Genomic DNA, 15,051 nt, shown 5'->3' on the forward strand with positions numbered 1-15,051 from the left:
GTCGGACGCCCGTCGATTCGTCGCAAACGGCTCGTCAAGGCGCCCTCGCCGTCGCTTTTCGACGAATCGCATGGGGTGCCGGCGGCGATTCGTCGAAAAGTGCGCGTCGGCCCGGGGCGGGGCGCACTTATCGACGAATCGGCGGATGAAAACGGAGGACTACAGGTCCAGCTGCCGGATGCGGTCGGCTCGGGTGTCGAGGAGGCGGCGGATCAGGATCGCCCCGCCGACGGCGACCCCGAGCGGCGCGAGGAACTCGAGCGAGGCGTGCGTCAGCTCGAACACGATCGCGATCGCGGTGAAGGGCGACTTCTGGCTGGATGCGAGCAGGGCCGCGGCGCCCACCACCGCGAACGCGGTGACCGACGAGCCGGGCCACAGCAGCACCCAGAGCGCCCCGATGGCGGCCCCCGACGACGAGCCGAGCGCGATCGCCGGGGTGAGCACTCCCCCGGCGGCGCCGCTGCGGATGGTCACCAGGGTGACGACGCCCTTGGCGAGGAACGCGGCGACGAGCCATCCGATCATCGTGTAGTCGGCCGTGTTGAAGCCCGCCTGCGCGACCGCGCGGCCGTTGCCCATCACCTCGGGCAGCCAGATCGCGACGACCGCCGTCAGCACGGATGCCGCGGGCAGCAGCCACAGGATCGTGGCGCCCTTTGCGCGGCGGCGCTCGGCCCAGGCTCCCCAGTGCGAGAACCAGTAGCCGAGGAATCCGAACAGCGGTCCGAAGATCGCGGCGAAGACCGCGAGCGACCAGGAGGACGTCGCGCCATGGATCACGTAGAAGGGCTCGTAGCCCTCGACGACGCTCGCGACGAGCGCTGCGACGGCGCACACGCCGAGGGCGACGGCGGCGGTCTCGAGGGTGAGCTCGGCGAGCAGGATCTCGACGGCGAACAGGGCGCCTGCGAGCGGGATGTTGTACACGCCGGCCAGGCCCGCCCCGGCTCCGGCGGCGACGATCACGGCCCGCTCGCGGCCGTCGATGCGGAAGGCGGAGGTGAACCATCCGCCGACCAGGGCACCGAGCTCGCGCGGGGCGACCTCGCGGCCGACCGGCGCCCCCGTGCCGACGATCAGGATCTGCAGCACCGCGTGCACGATTGTCTGCCACCAGGGCATGCGGGCGCCGTCGACCGCGGCCTTGACGCTCGGCACGGCGCGCGGTCCGCGGCGCAGCAGCCACCAGGCGACGGCGGCGATGACGCCGCCGATGATCACCGCGGCGCCCCGGCGCCACCACGGCGCCCCCTCGGCGCCCGGGGTGGAGTGGTCTTCGACGTAGCCGAAGGCGAGTTGCTCGAAGCCGTGCAGCAGCAGGCTGAGCAGCCCCGACGAGATGCCGACGACGACGCCGACGGCGAGGATCGCGAGCGCGAGGCGGAGGATCCGTCTGGCGGGGGCGGTCATGTTCCCGACGCTACACGCTCGAGCAGGACCAGCGTCTCGAAGTGCGTCGTGTGCGGGAACATGTCGAACAGCTGCGCGCGCACCGGTCTCAGGCTCGGCATCGCGGCGAGGTCGCGGGCGAGCGAGACGGCGTTGCAGCTCGAGTACAGCACCCGCGGCACCCCGCTCGACTCGAGCCAGCCGGCGAGCTCGGGGCCGATGCCGCGGCGAGGCGGGTTCACGATCACGAGATCGGGGGCTCGGTCTCCATTCACGGCTTCGCCGTGAGTCGACCGGCGTGAGCCGGCTTCGCCGTGAGTCGACCAGCGCGAGCCGGCTTCGCCGTGAGTCGACCAGCGTGGGCCGGCTTCGCCGTGAGTCGACCAGCGTGGGCCGGCTTCGCCGTGAGTCGACCAGCGTGGGCCGGCTTCGCGCGCCCAGGCGGTGGCGTCGGCCGCGATGAACTCGGCGTCGACGCCGGCGACGGATGCTGCGCGCCGGGCGCTCTCGACGGCGTCGGGGCTGAGCTCGACGCCGGTGAGGTGGGGGCGGGGGCTTCGAGACGGCCGCTGCGCGGCCTCCTCAGCCGACGAAGGAGAGGACTGCGCGGCCTCCTCAGCCAGCAGGGCGGCGACGTGGAGGGCGAAGCCGCCGACGCCGCAGTAGAGGTCCCAGACCGTGCGCGGGGCGGACTCGGCGGCCCAGGCGGCGCCGGTGCGGTAGAGCTGCGCGGCGATGCCCTCGTTGGTCTGCACGAAGCTCTTCGGCAGCAGCTCGAGCGTCACATCTCCCGTGGGGAGCTCGAGGGTGCTGCGCTCGGTGAGGACGATCTCCTCCTCCCCCTCGAGCACGGCCTTGTGTTCCGGCAGCAGGTTCGCCGTGACGACGACGGCCTGCGGCACGCGCTCGAGGAGCGCCGGCAGGTGTTTGCGCAGCCGGGGCAGCGACTCCGTCGAGCGCAGCACGAAGCGCACCATGAGCTCGGCGCGCGACGAGGCCGTGACGATCAGGTGCTTGAGCTCGCCGCGGCGGGCCGGCACGTCGTAGGGCACGATCCGGGCGAGCGTGATGAACGCGGCGAGGTCGGGCAGCACCGCCGTGATCGCAGGAGCGACGATGGGGCAGCCTTCCAGATCGACGCCGCGGCCATCGTGGTCGAGGATGCCGAGGGTCGGGGCATCCGTCGTGCCGGCCACGACCATCTTGGCCTTCGTGCGGAACCCGCCCACCGCGCTCGCGACGGGCGGCAGCCACGCGATGTCTCCGAACGGGTCGAGCAGCTCGCGGGCGCGGGCCTGCTTGCCGGCCAGCTGGTCGTCGTAGGGGACGTCGAGCAGCGTGCAGGACCGGCAGGCGCCGGCGTCGAAGTAGGCGCAGGAAAGCGCGCGAGACCTACGCGGCTCCATCGAACATCGAGGTGACCGAGCCGTCCTCGAACACCTCGTGGATGGCGCGGGCGAGCAGCGGGGCGATCGAGAGGACGGTCAGGCGGTCCCAGCGCTTCTCGGGCGGCAGCGGCAGCGTGTCGGTGACGACGACCTCGTCGATGAACTCGCTCTGCAGGATCTCCACCGCCGGGTCGCTGAACACGGCGTGCGTCGCGGCGACGACGACGCCCGTCGCGCCGCTGTCCTTCAGAGCCTCGGCGGCCTTCACGATGGTGCGGCCCGAGTCGATCATGTCGTCGACGAGCAGGCAGACCCGGCCGCGCACGTCGCCGACGATCTCGTGCACCGAGACGTCGTTGTGCACCTTCGGGTCGCGGCGCTTGTGGATGATCGCGAGCGGCGCGCCGAGCTTGTCGCTCCAGGCATCCGCCACCTTGACCCGGCCCATGTCGGGCGAGACGACGGTGAGCGTCTCGGGGTCGAGCGACCTCTGGAAGTGCTGCAGGAGCACCGGCATCGCGAACAGGTGGTCGACCGGGCCGTCGAAGAAGCCCTGGATCTGCGCGGCGTGGAGGTCGACCGACATGATGCGGTCGGCGCCGGCCACCTTGAACATGTCGGCGACGAGGCGGGCCGAGATGGGCTCGCGGCCGCGGCCCTTCTTATCCTGCCGGGCGTAGGGGTAGTAGGGGGCGACGACGGTGATGCGCTTGGCGCTGGCGCGCTTGGCCGCGTCGACCATGATGAGCTGCTCCATGAGCCACTCGTTGATGGGGCGGGTGTGCGACTGGATGACGAAGATGTCGGCGCCGCGCACGCTCTCCTCGAAGCGGGTGTACACCTCGCTGCCGGCGAAGGTGCGGATATCGGTGGGCAGCAGCTCGATCTCGAGCTCGCGGGCGACGTCTTCGGCGAGTCCGGGGTGCGCCCGCCCTGACACGAGCACGAGCCGCCGTTGACCTGTCGCCTTGATTCCCGACACCGACTCTGCCCTCCTAGTCCTGAGCGTGCTCAGAACCGATCGCCTGTTGCGCAGCCAGATCGGCCGCGCTCCCGGGTCGATGGGTGTGCACCCAGCCGTCCAGGTTCCGCTGCGGAGCCACGTCGATCGCGAGCGCACCCGCCGGCACATCCTTGCGGATCGTCGTGCCTGCGCCCGTGTAGGCTCCGTCCCCAATCCTAACCGGCGCGACGAACACGTTGTGCGCGCCGGTCTTGACCGCCGCCCCGATCACGGTGCGGTGCTTGTCCACCCCGTCGTAGTTGGCGGTGATGCCGCCGGCGCCGATGTTGGCCCCCGCACCGATCTCGGCGTCGCCGATGTAGCTGAGGTGCGGCACCTTGGCGCCCGCGCCGATGCGCCCGTTCTTCACCTCGACGAAGGTGCCGATCTTGCCGTCCGGGCCGAGTTCCGCGCCGGGCCTGAGGTACGCGAACGGGCCGACGGATGCTCCGTCTCCGATGACCGCCAGGGTGGCATCCGTTCTCGTCACCGTCGCCCCCCTGCCCACCTCGGTGTCGGTGAGCGTCGAGTCGGGGCCGACGGTCGCGCCCTCGGCGACCACGGTGGCGCCCTTGAGCTGGGTGCCGGGCAGGATCGTGACGTCGGGCTCGAGCCGCACCTGCAGGTCGATCCAGGTGGTCTCGGGATCCTGGATCGTCACCCCCGCCAGCTGCCATCCGCGCACGATCAGCGCGTTGAGCCGGGCTGCGGCGGCGGAGAGCTGGGCGCGGTCGTTGACGCCCTCGAGCTTCCAGCTGTCGGGGGTGGGCACGGCCGAGACGTCCATGCCCGCCTCGCGCAGCGCGCCGATCACGTCGGTGAGGTACTTCTCGCCCTGCGCGTTCGCGACGGTCAGGCTCGCGAGCTGGTCGCGCAGCGCATTCACGCCGAACACGTAGACGCCCGAGTTGATCTCGTCGATGGCGCGCTCGGCCTCGCTCGCGTCCTGGTGCTCGACGATGCGCTGCAGCGCCCCCTCGGCGTCGCGGACCACGCGCCCGTAGCCGGTCGGGTCGGGAACGGTCGTGGAGAGCAGGGTGCCGGCCGCGGCGGACGCGCGGTGCGCCTCGAGCAGCCGGGCGAGGGTGTCGGCGTCGAGCAGCGGCACGTCGCCGGAGAGCACGAGCAGGTCGCCGTCGAAGCCGGCGGGGATGGCGGCGACGGCCTGCTCGACGGCGCGGCCGGTGCCGGGGATCTCGTCCTGGTCGACGATCACGGCGGTCGGCGCGAGCTCGGTCGCGGCGGCGGCGACGCGGTCGCGCTCGTGCCGCACCACGACGAGCAGGTGCGCCGCGTCGAGCGCCTGCGCCGTGTGCAACACGTGGCCGATGAGCGGCAGCCCGGCGAGCTCGTGCAGCACCTTCGGCGTCGCGGACCTCATGCGCGTGCCCTGACCGGCTGCGAGGACGACGATGGCGAGGCGGGAGTCGGTCACGCAGGCAATCATTCCATCTCCGGCTGGGCACACTTTCCGATGGGCCCCGATCGGCCGGGGCTGTTCGAGGCCCGGCCGGGGAACCGTTCGAGGACTGTTCGAGGGAAAGGAGCTGGACATGGCCGAACTGAACGGCAAGAAGGTGCTCATCATCTCGACCAACTACGGCACCGAGCGCGACGAGCTCCAGGTGCCGCTCGAGGGGCTGCAGAAGCTCGGCGCGGAGGTGACCGTCGCCGCGCCGAACCCGGAGGAGATCCGCACCCGGATCATGGACGACGCGGAGGGGCCGCACGTGCTGCCCGACGCCACCTTCGCCGATGTGCACACCTCGCAGTACGACGTGCTGGTGGTGCCCGGCGGCACGCTGAACGCCGACACCCTGCGCGGCGACGAGAATGCGCGCCGCATCGCGACCGAGTTCGCCGCGGCCGGCAAGCCCATCGCGGCGATCTGCCACGCACCGTGGCTGCTGGTCGACACCGGGCTCGCCCGCGGCAAGCGGCTGACCTCGTACAAGTCGCTGTCGACCGACGTCAAGAACGCCGGCGGCGACTGGGTCGACGCGCCGCTCGTGCGCGACGACTCCGACGGCTGGACGCTGATCACCTCGCGCTTCCCCGACGACCTGTCCGAGTTCGTGCCGGCGATCGCGCGCGAGCTCGTGGGTCAGGGCAGCGCGCAGCCGGTGAGCGGATAGCCCGCCTGCGGCCCTCTCGGCGGCGTCAGCCGAGCGCTCGGAGCAACCCGACCACCACGTCGGCCGAGCGCTCGGCGGCGCCGTCGACGTGCGTCAGGAACTCCGTGCCGTCGGGCGCGCACAGGTCGCTGATCGCCCGCACCGACACGAACGCCTGCCCGTGCGTGTGCGCGAACTGCGCGATCGCGGCCGATTCCATGTCGACGGCGACCACGTCGGGGAAGTCCTCGCGGAACTTCAGCGCACGCTTCTCCGTCACGAACACCTCGCTCGATCCGACCACGCCCGTGCCGACGTCGTCGCCGTGCGGTGCGGCGATCGCCCGGGCGGTCAGTTCCTCGTCGCCCGCGTAGTGCTCGGGCATGCCCGGAACCTGGCCGAGCGAGTAGCCGAAGGCCGTGGCATCCGCGTTCATGTTCACGTACCGCTCGCCCACGACCACGTGCCCCACCCGGATGCCCGAGGCGAGCCCGCCCGCCGTGCCGGCGCTGATCAGGGGCACGGATGCGCCGAAGGTGTAGAACGCGTACGCGGCGGCCGCCGTCGCATTGGCGAAGCCGATGCCGCTGCGGATCAGCGCGACGGGGATTCCGTCGATGACCAGGTCGCGCCGCATGCCGTGGCCCCGCTCGCGGGCGAAGGTCTCGCCGTGATGCTCGGCGCGGTCGAGGAAGGGCTGCGCCTCCTCCTCCATCGCGACGAGGATCGCGGCGCGCGGCGCGGGCGCGTCGGTCACGCCGTGACCTGGGCCCACTCGTCGCGCTTGGCGAGGAAACCGGCGGCGGCCTGCTGCGCGCCCTCGAGCGAGTGATTGGCGCCCCAGCCGCACTGCACCTCGTTGGCCGCGGGCACCTCGTCGGCGGTGGTGATGTCGGTCAGGGTCTTCTCGATCAGATCGAGCACCTCCTCATAGGAGGGCTCGCCCTGCAGGATCAGGTAGAAGCCGGTCTGGCAGCCCATCGGCGAGAAGTCGACGACCTGCGAGCTGTGATTGCGGCTCTTCTCGGCGAAGAGGTGCTCGACCGAGTGCACGGTCTTCATGTCGAGGTGGCCGGAGTTGGGCTGGGTGAAGCGCACGTCGTACTTGACGATGACGTCGCCGTGCGGCAGCTGCTTGCGGTCGGCGAGGCGCACGTAGGGAGCCTTGACGGTGCGGTGATCGAGGTTGAAGGACTCGACGTTCATGCGGGGCTGATCGGTCATGCGTCGATTCTTCCAGACCGATGTCATCGGGGTCTTTGCGCGCCGTGGGAGCGGTGCTAGCTTCCGCTCGTGGTACTCGACACCCGAGTCGAGAAAGGCCGTCGCGCTGCGACCCTCGCCGGCGCGCTCATCCTCGCGCCCAGCATCCTCGTCGCGGTCGTGTTCGGGGGTGTGCACCTCGTCGTCATTCCTCTCTTCCCCGTCGTCGCCCGGTACTACTTCTCGCAGCAGGCGGCGACGTTCAGCGCCGAGGACGCAGCGCTGACGGTGCACATCTTCTTCGGCTCGGTGGCGCTCGTCGCGGGGGCCGTCAACATCGTGACGGCGGCCGCGGACCGGCGGCTGCGTGCGCACCGCGTGATCGGATGGACGTACACCGGCTCGGTGGCGATCTCGGCCGCGTTCGGCATCGTCGTCGCCTTCCATGCTTACGCCGGCACGCTGCCGGGCGGGCGCGTCATGGTCACGAGCGGATTCCTCACCCTCGGCGCCACCTGGGTCGTGACGCTCGTCGCCGCCGCGCACGCGATGGCCGTGCGCCGCTCGGTGACGGCGCACCGGTTCTGGATGACGGTGAACTTCTCCCTGACCTTCGCGGCGGTCGTGCTGCGGGTGTGGGTCGGCCTGCTGCTGGTGTTCGGCACCGGCACGTTCGAGCTGCTCTACCCGACGCTCGGATGGCTGGGCTGGGTGCCGAACCTCGTCGTCGGCATCCTCATCGCCCGGCGGCTGCGCGGCACTGGCCGCCTGGCGGTGCGGGTGCGGCGGTGAGGCATCCGTCAGTGCTGCTCGAGCCTCAGCGCTCGTGCCACGGCAGCTTCTCGCCCGGAGCGACCGGGTCGAGCGGGATGACGATCACGGGGCGGTGCTGGCGGTGCGCGAGGTGGACCGCCACCGAGCCGTTGAAGAACTCGTAGGCGCCGGTGCGGAGGCCGGGCTTGCGGGTGCCGACGACGATCGCATCCGCATCCACTTCGTCGGCGAGTGCGGCGAGTTCGGTGGCCGGCTCGCCGGCGAGTGCGCGCAACGAGTAAGGGACGCCCGTCGGCTCGACCAGCGACGCGAGGTGATCCGCCGCTGACGCGTCGAACTCTTCGCGCACCTCCTCGCCGAGGTCGGGGTCGATGTCGAACGCCACGACGGACCCGTCCGGATTGCGGCGCACCTCGTACCTGGCCGGATCGACCGTCGCGATCACGAGCCCGTCGCCGAGCTTCCGGGCCAGCAGGGCCGCCTCCTGCACGACGTGATCCGGCTGATGCTCCCTGCCCGTGACGACGCCGACGACGAGACACGAGCCATGCGCTGGCTGATCAGACATCCGAGCTCCTTCGCTACGGCGAGCGTAACGCGGTGCGGGTGCGGGTGCGGGTGCGGGTGCTCCGCGACCTGGATTCGAACCAGGACTTAACGGCTCCAAAGGCCGTCGTGCTGCCGTTACACCATCGCGGATCGCGCCGGGCCGCTCGCTCGCGGCGCCCCTCAAGTCTGCCAGAGGCGTGGCGCTGGATAGCATGACCCCATGCCGGCAGAGGACGAGGTCGACCGCATCGTCGAGGCATGGGTGCGCGAGCGCCCCGACCTCGATTTCGCACCGCTGCTGGTGCTCTCGCGGGTCGATCGGCTCTCGCGGCATCTCGACAACGCGCGCAAGGCGGCGTTCACCCGCTCGAGCCTGCAGTCATGGGAGTTCGACGTGCTCGCGGCGCTGCGCCGGGCCGGCGCTCCGTACCAGCTCTCCCCCAAGGCGCTGCTGCAGCAGACGCTGGTGTCCAGCGGCACGATGACGAACCGCATCGACCGGCTCGTCGAGCGCGGATTCGTCGAGCGGCTGCAGGATCCGGCGGACGGGCGCGGAATCCTGGTGCGGATGACCCGGCAGGGGCTCACTCATGTCGACGCGGCCATCACGCGGCTGGTGGATGCCGAGGCCGAGATCCTGCGCTCGCTGTCGGTCGCCGATCAGTCCCGGCTCGGAACCCTGCTGCGCAAGCTCACGGTCGGCTTCGACGAGTCGTAAGACGTCGCACGATCCGTCACCGATCGCAGGATCTGTCACCCTGCAGCATGGCGGCGTCGGTGACGAATCGTGCGATCGGTGACGAACCGCGACGGCCTATACGTCGATCGGCTCCAAGCGTGCCGCGCGCCGGGCGGCGCGGGCCAGGTCGTCGAGGAGCGCCTCGGTGTCGGCCCATCCGATGCACGCGTCGGTGATGGACTGCCCGTAGGTGAGGCCGTCGAGCCCGGCATCCGTCAGGTCTTGTCTGCCCGGCTCGATGAAGCTCTCGATCATGACGCCCGCGATCGGCTCGCCGTCGGCGATCTGCGCGGCCAGCTCGTGCGCGACCTCGAGTTGGCGGATGTGGCTCTTGCCGCTGTTGGCGTGGCTGGCGTCGACGATGATGCGCGGGCTGAACCCGGCGCGGGCGAGCAGGCGGGCGGCGTGGATGACGTTGTTCGTGCCGTAGTTCGGGCCGAACCGGCCGCCGCGCAGGATGATGTGCCCGGCGTCGTTGCCGCGGGTGTTGACGATGGCGGCGCGGCCGTCCTCGTCGATGCCGAAGAAGGTGTGCTGCTGGGATGCGACGGTGCATCCGTCGATCGCGACCTGCACGTCGCCGTCGGTGGCGTTCTTGAAGCCGATCGGCATGCCGAGGCCCGAGGCCATCTGGCGGTGGATCTGGCTCTCGGTGGTGCGGGCGCCGATCGCGCCCCAGCTGACGAGGTCGGCGATGTAGTTGGGGCTGACCGGTTCGAGGAACTCGCAGCCGACGGGCAGGCCCAGCTCCACGATGTCGAGCAGCAGCCGGCGGGCGACCCTGAGGCCCGTCGAGATGTCGTGCGTGCCGTTCAGGTGCGGGTCGTTGATCAGGCCCTTCCACCCGCCGGTCGAGCGCGGCTTCTCGAAGTAGACGCGCATGACGACGAGGATGTCGTCTTTGAGGCGCTCGGCGACGGGGGCGAGGCGGCGCGCGTAGTCGAGGGCGGCCTCCGGGTCGTGCACCGAGCAGGGGCCGACGACGACGAGCAGGCGGTCGTCCTGCTCCTGCATGATCGCGTCGATGGCGGCCCGGTGGGCGGCGATGCCGGCGGCCGCGGCGGCGCTGACGGGCAGCTCGGCCTGAAGTTCTCGCGGAGTGGGCAGCACCTCGAAGGCGGCCACGTTCAGATCCTTGGTGCTCATGGGTCCTCGATTCCGGCCCGAGATTATCACGCAGGAGGCATTCGTCCGGGCGCGGCGTGTCTCGCCCGCCGCAGTGCTCCGGGTGCCCACTATGGGGGTCATGCCCCACGACGAGCGCGGCGTCTGGAACCGCGACGCCGCCTACCACGCCTGGATCGTCCGCATCGCCGCGGAGCACGCCGGCGATGTGCTCGACGTCGGGTGCGGCGACGGCACGCTGGTCGCCCGGCTGGCCGAGGTGTCGCATGCCGTTGTGGGAATCGACCGGGATCCGGTGGCCGTCGGGCAGGCCCGCAAGACGCTGCAGTTCGTGCCGGGGGCTGCGGTGGAGGTGTCGGAGTTCTCATCGGAGTGGGGGCTCGAGCCGTCGAGCTACGACGTCATCACGATGGTCTCGACGCTGCAGGAGCTGCCGCTACGACCGGCGCTGCTCCGCGCCCGGGAACTGCTCAAGCCGGGCGGCTCGCTGCTCGTGGTCGGCACCGCCCGCCCCGCCACCCCCTTCGACACCGCCTGGGCCGCCGCCGCAGAGCCCTTGGCCGAGGGGCTGCGCCTCTTCTATTCCTGGCGCGGCATGTACCGGCCGGAGTTCGTGACCGAGGACGCCCCGGCGACGACGCAGACCTTCGCCGAGGTCCATGCCGCCGTCGCCGAGCTGCTGCCCGGCGCGCAGTTGCGCCGCGGCCTGCTCGGCCGCTACCGCCTGCGCTGGTCGAAGCCGGTAGCCGTGCCGGCCGACGCCGAAGTCTCGTATGACACCGCGCAGCCCGAGGAGGCCGAGGCGCCGGTGCTCGCGCCGGACGACGTCGACGAGCTGTCGCACATGTTCGACCAGACCCGCGAGGTGCCGACGCTCGACGAGCTCGCGCGCGGCCGCCGCTCGGAACCGGGCCAGGGGCGCGGGGACGGTGGCGTCAGACGTAGCGCCTAGGCTCGCCGTGTGGAGGGGCCGCAGCTGACGACGGATGCGCCGGGCCTGCGTGCCGTCTTCGCCGGCCGGCGCGGCCGGCTGCTGATGGCGCTGATGCTGGCCGAGTTCGGCGCCGCGGTGCAGGGCATCGCGTATTCGACGGTGCTGCCGCTCGCGGCATCCGATCTCGACGGTTCGAAGCTGTACGGCGCGACGCTCGCCGCCGCGACGCTCGCCAGCGTCTTCATGCTCGCGCTCGGGCCGGGCGTGCTGCTGCGGCTGGGGTTGAACCGCGCGCTCGGCATCGCGACGGTCATGTTCGCGGCCGGCGCCGCGCTCTCGGCGCTCGCGCCGGCGATGGTGTGGATCCTCGTCGGCAGCGTCATCCGCGGCCTGAGCGCGGGCGTCGTCGCCGGGTTCGGCTACTCGGCGCTCGCCTCGCTGTACGAGGACGCGCTGCGGCCGCGGGTGTTCGGGCTGTTCGCCTTCATGTGGCTGGTGCCGTCGATCGTCGGGCCGCCGGTGAACGCGGCGATCGCCGGCTCGGTCGGATGGCGCTGGGCGATGGTGTGGCCCGCGGTGCTCGTGATCGCAGCGCGGATCGCGATCGCGCTGAACTCGGCGGTGATCCCGCAGCAGGCGGGGCAGCGGCGGGTGAGCCCGTGGATCGGGCTCGGCGTGGTCGCCTCGATCGGCGTCGCCTCCTGGGCGTCGTCGGCGCACGGGGTCGCCGCGCTGGTCGCCTACGTGGTCGCGTTCGCCGCGGCCGTCGCCCTGTCGATCGTGCTGCTCGCCCGGGCGGCGGAGGACCGGCGACGGCTCGTCACGCTCGGCGCGTTCTTCGGCCTGTGCGTCGTGTACACCTCGGCCGACGCGGTCTTCTCGCTGGCGATCATCGACGCGCTGCACTCCACGGTGCTGATCGGCGGGGCGACGGTCGGCGTCGCGGCGACGGCGTGGTCGCTGCTCGGACTGCTGCCCGCGCGGCGGGCACAGGGGCACTTCGGGCGCGCGCCGATCGGCGCCGCGCTGACCCTCGTGGGCGTGGTCGCGTTCGGCGCGGTGCTGGTCTGGGGCGCCGGCGCGGTGGCCGTCGGCGTCGCGGTCGGCGCGGCGGCGCTGATCGGCGTCGGCATGGGCCTCGCCTACCCCGTGCAGTCGTCGGCCAACTTCGACGAGCTCGACCCGGCCCACGTCACCCCTGTGGCGACGGCGGCGGCATTCGCCGAGACGGCCTCGGTCGCGGTCGGCGGTCTGCTGACCGGCGGCATCTACTCGCTCGGCGTCTCGGACGGCGCGGCCCCCGCCGCGCTGCTCGCACTCGGCTTCGGGGTCACGGCGGTGCTCGCCGCGGTCACGGTCGGATTGGCCGTCGCCGCGTCACGGCCTGCGAAGCGGCTCAGGGAGGCGGTGTGACCGGGCCCTCGTACGCGGCCCTCGCCGACGCCGGGTGGCCGGCCCTCGAGCGGGCCGAGGTCGGCGGATGGCGGGCGCGGTTCTCGCACGGCGTGACCAAGCGGGCGAACTCGGCGTGGTGGGCGGGCGAGGCCGGGGCGGGTGCTGGTTCGGGCGCAGTCGCGGGTGCGACGGATGCCTCGGCCGGCGGCATCGCCGAGGTCGAGGCGGCCTACCGCGCGCGCGGCCTGCCCCCGGTGTTCCAGCTGACCGGCGCCGACGAGGCGGCGGCTCGGCGGCTGATCGGTCGCGGGTACGCGCTGGTCGACGAGACGGTGGTGATGGCGGCGCCGGTGCGCGAGGAGCCGGCGGCCGCGGCATCCGTCTCTGTCACCCGAACGCCGTCCGAGGAGTGGCTCGATGCGTGGTGGGCCGTGGACGGCCGCGGCGGGCCTGCGGAGCGGGAGGTGGCGCGGGCGATCCTGACCGGGGTGCCCGCGCTGTACGCCGCGCTGCCGGTCGACGGCGTCGTCGCGGCGGTGGCGCGCGTGGCGCTCGTCGGCTCGTGGGGCGGCCTGTACTGCGTGGCGACGCTGCCGCGGTTCCGTCGGCGCGGGCTGGCGCGGCAGGTGGTCGCGGGCGCGTTGGCGGCGGGCGCGGCGCACGGCGTGACGGATGCGTGGCTGCAGGTGCTCGCCCGCAATGAGGCGGCGCTCGCGCTGTATTCGGGCTTCGGGTTCACCGAGGTGGAGAGGTACCGGTATCTGATCGGGAAGGAGCGGCCGCTGCCGGTGGCCGTGTGCCGGTAGGGGATCCGCCTTGCGTCGGCGCGCATCGGCGCAGATAAGGTCGGACGCATGGCGCAGTGGACGGGCAGCGACGACGCATACCGCTACGGGGAAGAGTTGTTGGTGGGCGACCGGGTGCGGCTGCGCGCGACGCGTGAGGACGACCTGCCGGTGCTCGCCGACTGGTACAACCGGCCCGAGTGGGGCGTGCTGCAGCAGGTGCGGGTGCAGCCGCTGCCGCAGGCCGACGTGATCGAGCAGATCCGCACGTGGAGCGGCAGCAAGGACGGCTCGGGAGCCGGCTTCAGCATCGAGCTGGTCGCGACGCAGCAGCTGATCGGGCACACCTCGCTCTGGGGCGCACGGATGCCGGCGCGCGCGGCGACCTTCGCCATCATGCTCGGTCCGCAGTTCGCCTCACAGGGGTACGGCCCCGAGGCGGCGCGGCTGATGGTCGGGTACGGGTTCCGGGAACTCGGGCTGAACCGCATCGGGCTGAGCACGTGGGCGTACAACAGCCGGGCGGTGCGCGCGTACGAGAAGGCCGGCTTCGTGGTCGAGGGGCGACGGCGCGACGTGGTGTTCCACGACGGAGCCTTCCACGACGAGATCCTGATGGGGATTCTGGCGGAGGAGTTCTTCGGGTCCTGAGGCGTCGTCGTGACGCGGGGCGGCGCGTGGCGGTGGTGAGGGCGGGGCCCTGCGGCGGCGCTGTGCGCCAACGCGTCGGCAGTGTCGGCTGGGCTGGCTGGGGCGGCTGGGGCGGCTGGGGCGGCTGGGTCGGCGTCGTCCGAGGCGGCTGCTGACGTCATTTTGCACACTCGACTGGGGTTGCGCGGGGTTGTACACATCTTCGATGTTCGGGGTCTCGGATGTCGGTGGGTGCTTTTAGAGTGTGTGGCATGAGTTCGATGCTGGAGGCGCTGCGGAACCTGGACGACCAGGTGGCCGCCGTGCTGGCCGATGCCGGCGAAGTGGCCGGCCTGTCCGGCATCGAGCTGACCGCGCAGGTGCGCGCCCTATCCGGGGTGCAGGCCCGCCTGTCGGCCGCGATCGCGGTGCGCGCGGCGGAGATCGACCGCCGTTCGGCCCGGGAGCTGGGCAAGGACGGGCTCGCCCAAGCTTCGGGGTTACGCAGTGGGGCGGAGTTGGTGCAGCAGGTCACCGGCACCAGCCGGGGTGAGGCGGCGAGACTCGTGCGGGTCGGCGGGTTGTTGGAGACCGCGCAGCACGTCGCCCCCGCCGCACCGGATGCGGACGCGGAACCGCGCGAGCGGCCCGTGGAGTACCTGGCGGGGCTGCCCGGCTCGTGGGACGCGCCGGTGGGGGTCGCGGTGCGCAACGGCTGGCTGTCGGCCGCGGACGGCGACGCGCTCGTCACCGCCCTCGGCACCCCACCCGGTCCGCAGCATGCCCCGCTGTGGCGGGACGCCGTGCTCGAGCTGATCCACGCAGCGTGGGAATCGGGGTGGCGGGCCGAGGAGCTCGCCCGCGCCGCCCGCCGCATCCGCGCGAGCCTGGACGCCCGCACCGCCGAACGTGACGCGCAGGCCCGGTTCGAGGCGAGGTCGTTGAAACGCGCCGAACGCGCGGACGGGATGATCCGCTACGACCTGCTCCTGGACCCGGAATCCGACCAGAGGTTCTGGA

General features: G+C 72.1%; 16 protein-coding genes and 1 tRNA gene. 8 read left to right on the forward strand and 9 right to left on the reverse strand.

The window, feature by feature from the left end:
* Positions 1-159: 159 nt before the first annotated feature.
* From H563_RS0104460 to glmU, 4 genes are read right to left on the reverse strand one after another with little or no spacing between them, the layout of a single operon-like run.
* Positions 160-1,413, reverse strand: coding sequence for a chloride channel protein (locus H563_RS0104460; RefSeq protein ID WP_022881405.1), 1,254 nt, complete (start codon positions 1,411-1,413; stop codon positions 160-162).
* Positions 1,410-2,798: a methyltransferase domain-containing protein gene (locus H563_RS18260; protein WP_022881406.1), complete on the reverse strand. Its 1,389-nt coding sequence runs from the start codon at positions 2,796-2,798 to the stop codon at positions 1,410-1,412. The genes H563_RS0104460 and H563_RS18260 overlap by 4 nt, the downstream gene beginning before the upstream one ends.
* Positions 2,785-3,762, reverse strand: coding sequence for a ribose-phosphate diphosphokinase (locus H563_RS0104470; protein ID WP_022881407.1), 978 nt, complete (start codon positions 3,760-3,762; stop codon positions 2,785-2,787). The genes H563_RS18260 and H563_RS0104470 overlap by 14 nt, the downstream gene beginning before the upstream one ends.
* A gap of 13 nt (positions 3,763-3,775) precedes the next feature.
* On the reverse strand, positions 3,776-5,218 hold the full coding sequence (gene glmU, locus H563_RS0104475; protein WP_022881408.1) for a bifunctional UDP-N-acetylglucosamine diphosphorylase/glucosamine-1-phosphate N-acetyltransferase GlmU: 1,443 nt from the start codon (positions 5,216-5,218) through the stop codon (positions 3,776-3,778).
* Between the two features lie 118 nt (positions 5,219-5,336).
* Between glmU and H563_RS14945 the strand changes: the two genes are divergently transcribed.
* Positions 5,337-5,918 (forward strand): type 1 glutamine amidotransferase domain-containing protein, encoded by a 582-nt coding sequence (locus H563_RS14945; RefSeq protein ID WP_022881409.1) that lies wholly within the window; start codon positions 5,337-5,339, stop codon positions 5,916-5,918.
* A gap of 25 nt (positions 5,919-5,943) precedes the next feature.
* Here the strand turns inward: H563_RS14945 and mtnN are convergent, their stop codons facing one another.
* Positions 5,944-6,654 carry a 5'-methylthioadenosine/S-adenosylhomocysteine nucleosidase gene (mtnN, locus tag H563_RS0104485; RefSeq protein WP_022881410.1) on the reverse strand — a complete coding sequence of 237 codons (711 nt, stop codon included), beginning with the start codon at positions 6,652-6,654 and terminating at the stop codon, positions 5,944-5,946.
* Positions 6,651-7,121, reverse strand: coding sequence for an S-ribosylhomocysteine lyase (locus tag H563_RS0104490; protein WP_022881411.1), 471 nt, complete (start codon positions 7,119-7,121; stop codon positions 6,651-6,653). Before H563_RS0104490 ends, mtnN begins: the two co-directional genes overlap by 4 nt.
* A 69-nt stretch (positions 7,122-7,190) precedes the next feature.
* Between H563_RS0104490 and H563_RS17225 the strand changes: the two genes are divergently transcribed.
* A complete protein-coding gene (locus H563_RS17225) occupies positions 7,191-7,892 on the forward strand; it encodes a DUF2306 domain-containing protein (RefSeq protein ID WP_022881412.1) in 702 nt (233 codons plus the stop codon).
* Positions 7,893-7,917: 25 nt separating this feature from the next.
* Here H563_RS17225 and H563_RS0104500 read toward each other — a convergent pair whose 3' ends face one another.
* Both H563_RS0104500 and H563_RS0104505 read right to left on the reverse strand, forming a co-directional pair.
* Positions 7,918-8,442: a universal stress protein gene (locus H563_RS0104500; RefSeq protein ID WP_022881413.1), complete on the reverse strand. Its 525-nt coding sequence runs from the start codon at positions 8,440-8,442 to the stop codon at positions 7,918-7,920.
* A 59-nt stretch (positions 8,443-8,501) separates the two neighbouring features.
* A tRNA-Gln gene (locus tag H563_RS0104505) sits at positions 8,502-8,573 on the reverse strand.
* Between the two features lie 70 nt (positions 8,574-8,643).
* On the opposite strand from H563_RS0104505, the gene H563_RS0104510 reads away from it, so the two are divergent.
* Entirely contained in the window at positions 8,644-9,141 is a 498-nt protein-coding gene (locus H563_RS0104510; RefSeq protein ID WP_022881414.1) for a MarR family winged helix-turn-helix transcriptional regulator, read from the forward strand.
* A 96-nt stretch (positions 9,142-9,237) separates the two neighbouring features.
* On the opposite strand, the gene H563_RS0104515 is transcribed toward H563_RS0104510, so the two are convergent.
* Complete coding sequence (locus H563_RS0104515; protein ID WP_033209295.1) at positions 9,238-10,308, reverse strand: 3-deoxy-7-phosphoheptulonate synthase; 1,071 nt, start codon at positions 10,306-10,308, stop codon at positions 9,238-9,240.
* Positions 10,309-10,408: 100 nt separating this feature from the next.
* Here H563_RS0104515 and H563_RS14955 point away from each other — a divergent pair, with 100 nt between their 5' ends.
* From H563_RS14955 to H563_RS0104540, 5 genes are all read left to right on the forward strand, one after another.
* The gene (locus tag H563_RS14955) at positions 10,409-11,239 is read left to right on the forward strand and encodes a class I SAM-dependent methyltransferase (RefSeq protein ID WP_022881416.1); all 831 of its coding nucleotides are present in this window, start codon (positions 10,409-10,411) and stop codon (positions 11,237-11,239) included.
* 9 nt (positions 11,240-11,248) lie between these two features.
* Positions 11,249-12,634 carry an MFS transporter gene (locus H563_RS18265; protein ID WP_022881417.1) on the forward strand — a complete coding sequence of 462 codons (1,386 nt, stop codon included), beginning with the start codon at positions 11,249-11,251 and terminating at the stop codon, positions 12,632-12,634.
* Entirely contained in the window at positions 12,631-13,422 is a 792-nt protein-coding gene (locus tag H563_RS18270; RefSeq protein WP_022881418.1) for a GNAT family N-acetyltransferase, read from the forward strand. Before H563_RS18265 ends, H563_RS18270 begins: the two co-directional genes overlap by 4 nt.
* A 48-nt stretch (positions 13,423-13,470) precedes the next feature.
* Positions 13,471-14,052 carry a GNAT family N-acetyltransferase gene (locus H563_RS0104535; protein ID WP_022881419.1) on the forward strand — a complete coding sequence of 194 codons (582 nt, stop codon included), beginning with the start codon at positions 13,471-13,473 and terminating at the stop codon, positions 14,050-14,052.
* Between the two features lie 251 nt (positions 14,053-14,303).
* The coding region (locus tag H563_RS0104540) for a DUF222 domain-containing protein (RefSeq protein ID WP_027479092.1) at positions 14,304-15,051 on the forward strand (748 nt) is incomplete at its 3' end.

The sequence above is a fragment of the Gryllotalpicola ginsengisoli DSM 22003 genome, from assembly GCF_000419445.1.
GTDB classification, from domain to species: domain Bacteria; phylum Actinomycetota; class Actinomycetes; order Actinomycetales; family Microbacteriaceae; genus Gryllotalpicola; species Gryllotalpicola ginsengisoli.

Coding starts and splice junctions, on each gene's coding strand:
- H563_RS0104510 (WP_022881414.1), top strand. CDS start 8,644: ATGCCGGCAGAGGACGAGGTCGACCGCATCGTCGAGGCATGGGTGCGC.
- H563_RS0104460 (WP_022881405.1), bottom strand. CDS start 1,413: ATGACCGCCCCCGCCAGACGGATCCTCCGCCTCGCGCTCGCGATCCTC.
- H563_RS0104500 (WP_022881413.1), bottom strand. CDS start 8,442: ATGTCTGATCAGCCAGCGCATGGCTCGTGTCTCGTCGTCGGCGTCGTC.
- H563_RS0104515 (WP_033209295.1), bottom strand. CDS start 10,308: ATGAGCACCAAGGATCTGAACGTGGCCGCCTTCGAGGTGCTGCCCACT.
- H563_RS0104490 (WP_022881411.1), bottom strand. CDS start 7,121: ATGACCGATCAGCCCCGCATGAACGTCGAGTCCTTCAACCTCGATCAC.
- H563_RS18260 (WP_022881406.1), bottom strand. CDS start 2,798: ATGGAGCCGCGTAGGTCTCGCGCGCTTTCCTGCGCCTACTTCGACGCC.
- H563_RS0104535 (WP_022881419.1), top strand. CDS start 13,471: ATGGCGCAGTGGACGGGCAGCGACGACGCATACCGCTACGGGGAAGAG.
- H563_RS14945 (WP_022881409.1), top strand. CDS start 5,337: ATGGCCGAACTGAACGGCAAGAAGGTGCTCATCATCTCGACCAACTAC.
- H563_RS14955 (WP_022881416.1), top strand. CDS start 10,409: ATGCCCCACGACGAGCGCGGCGTCTGGAACCGCGACGCCGCCTACCAC.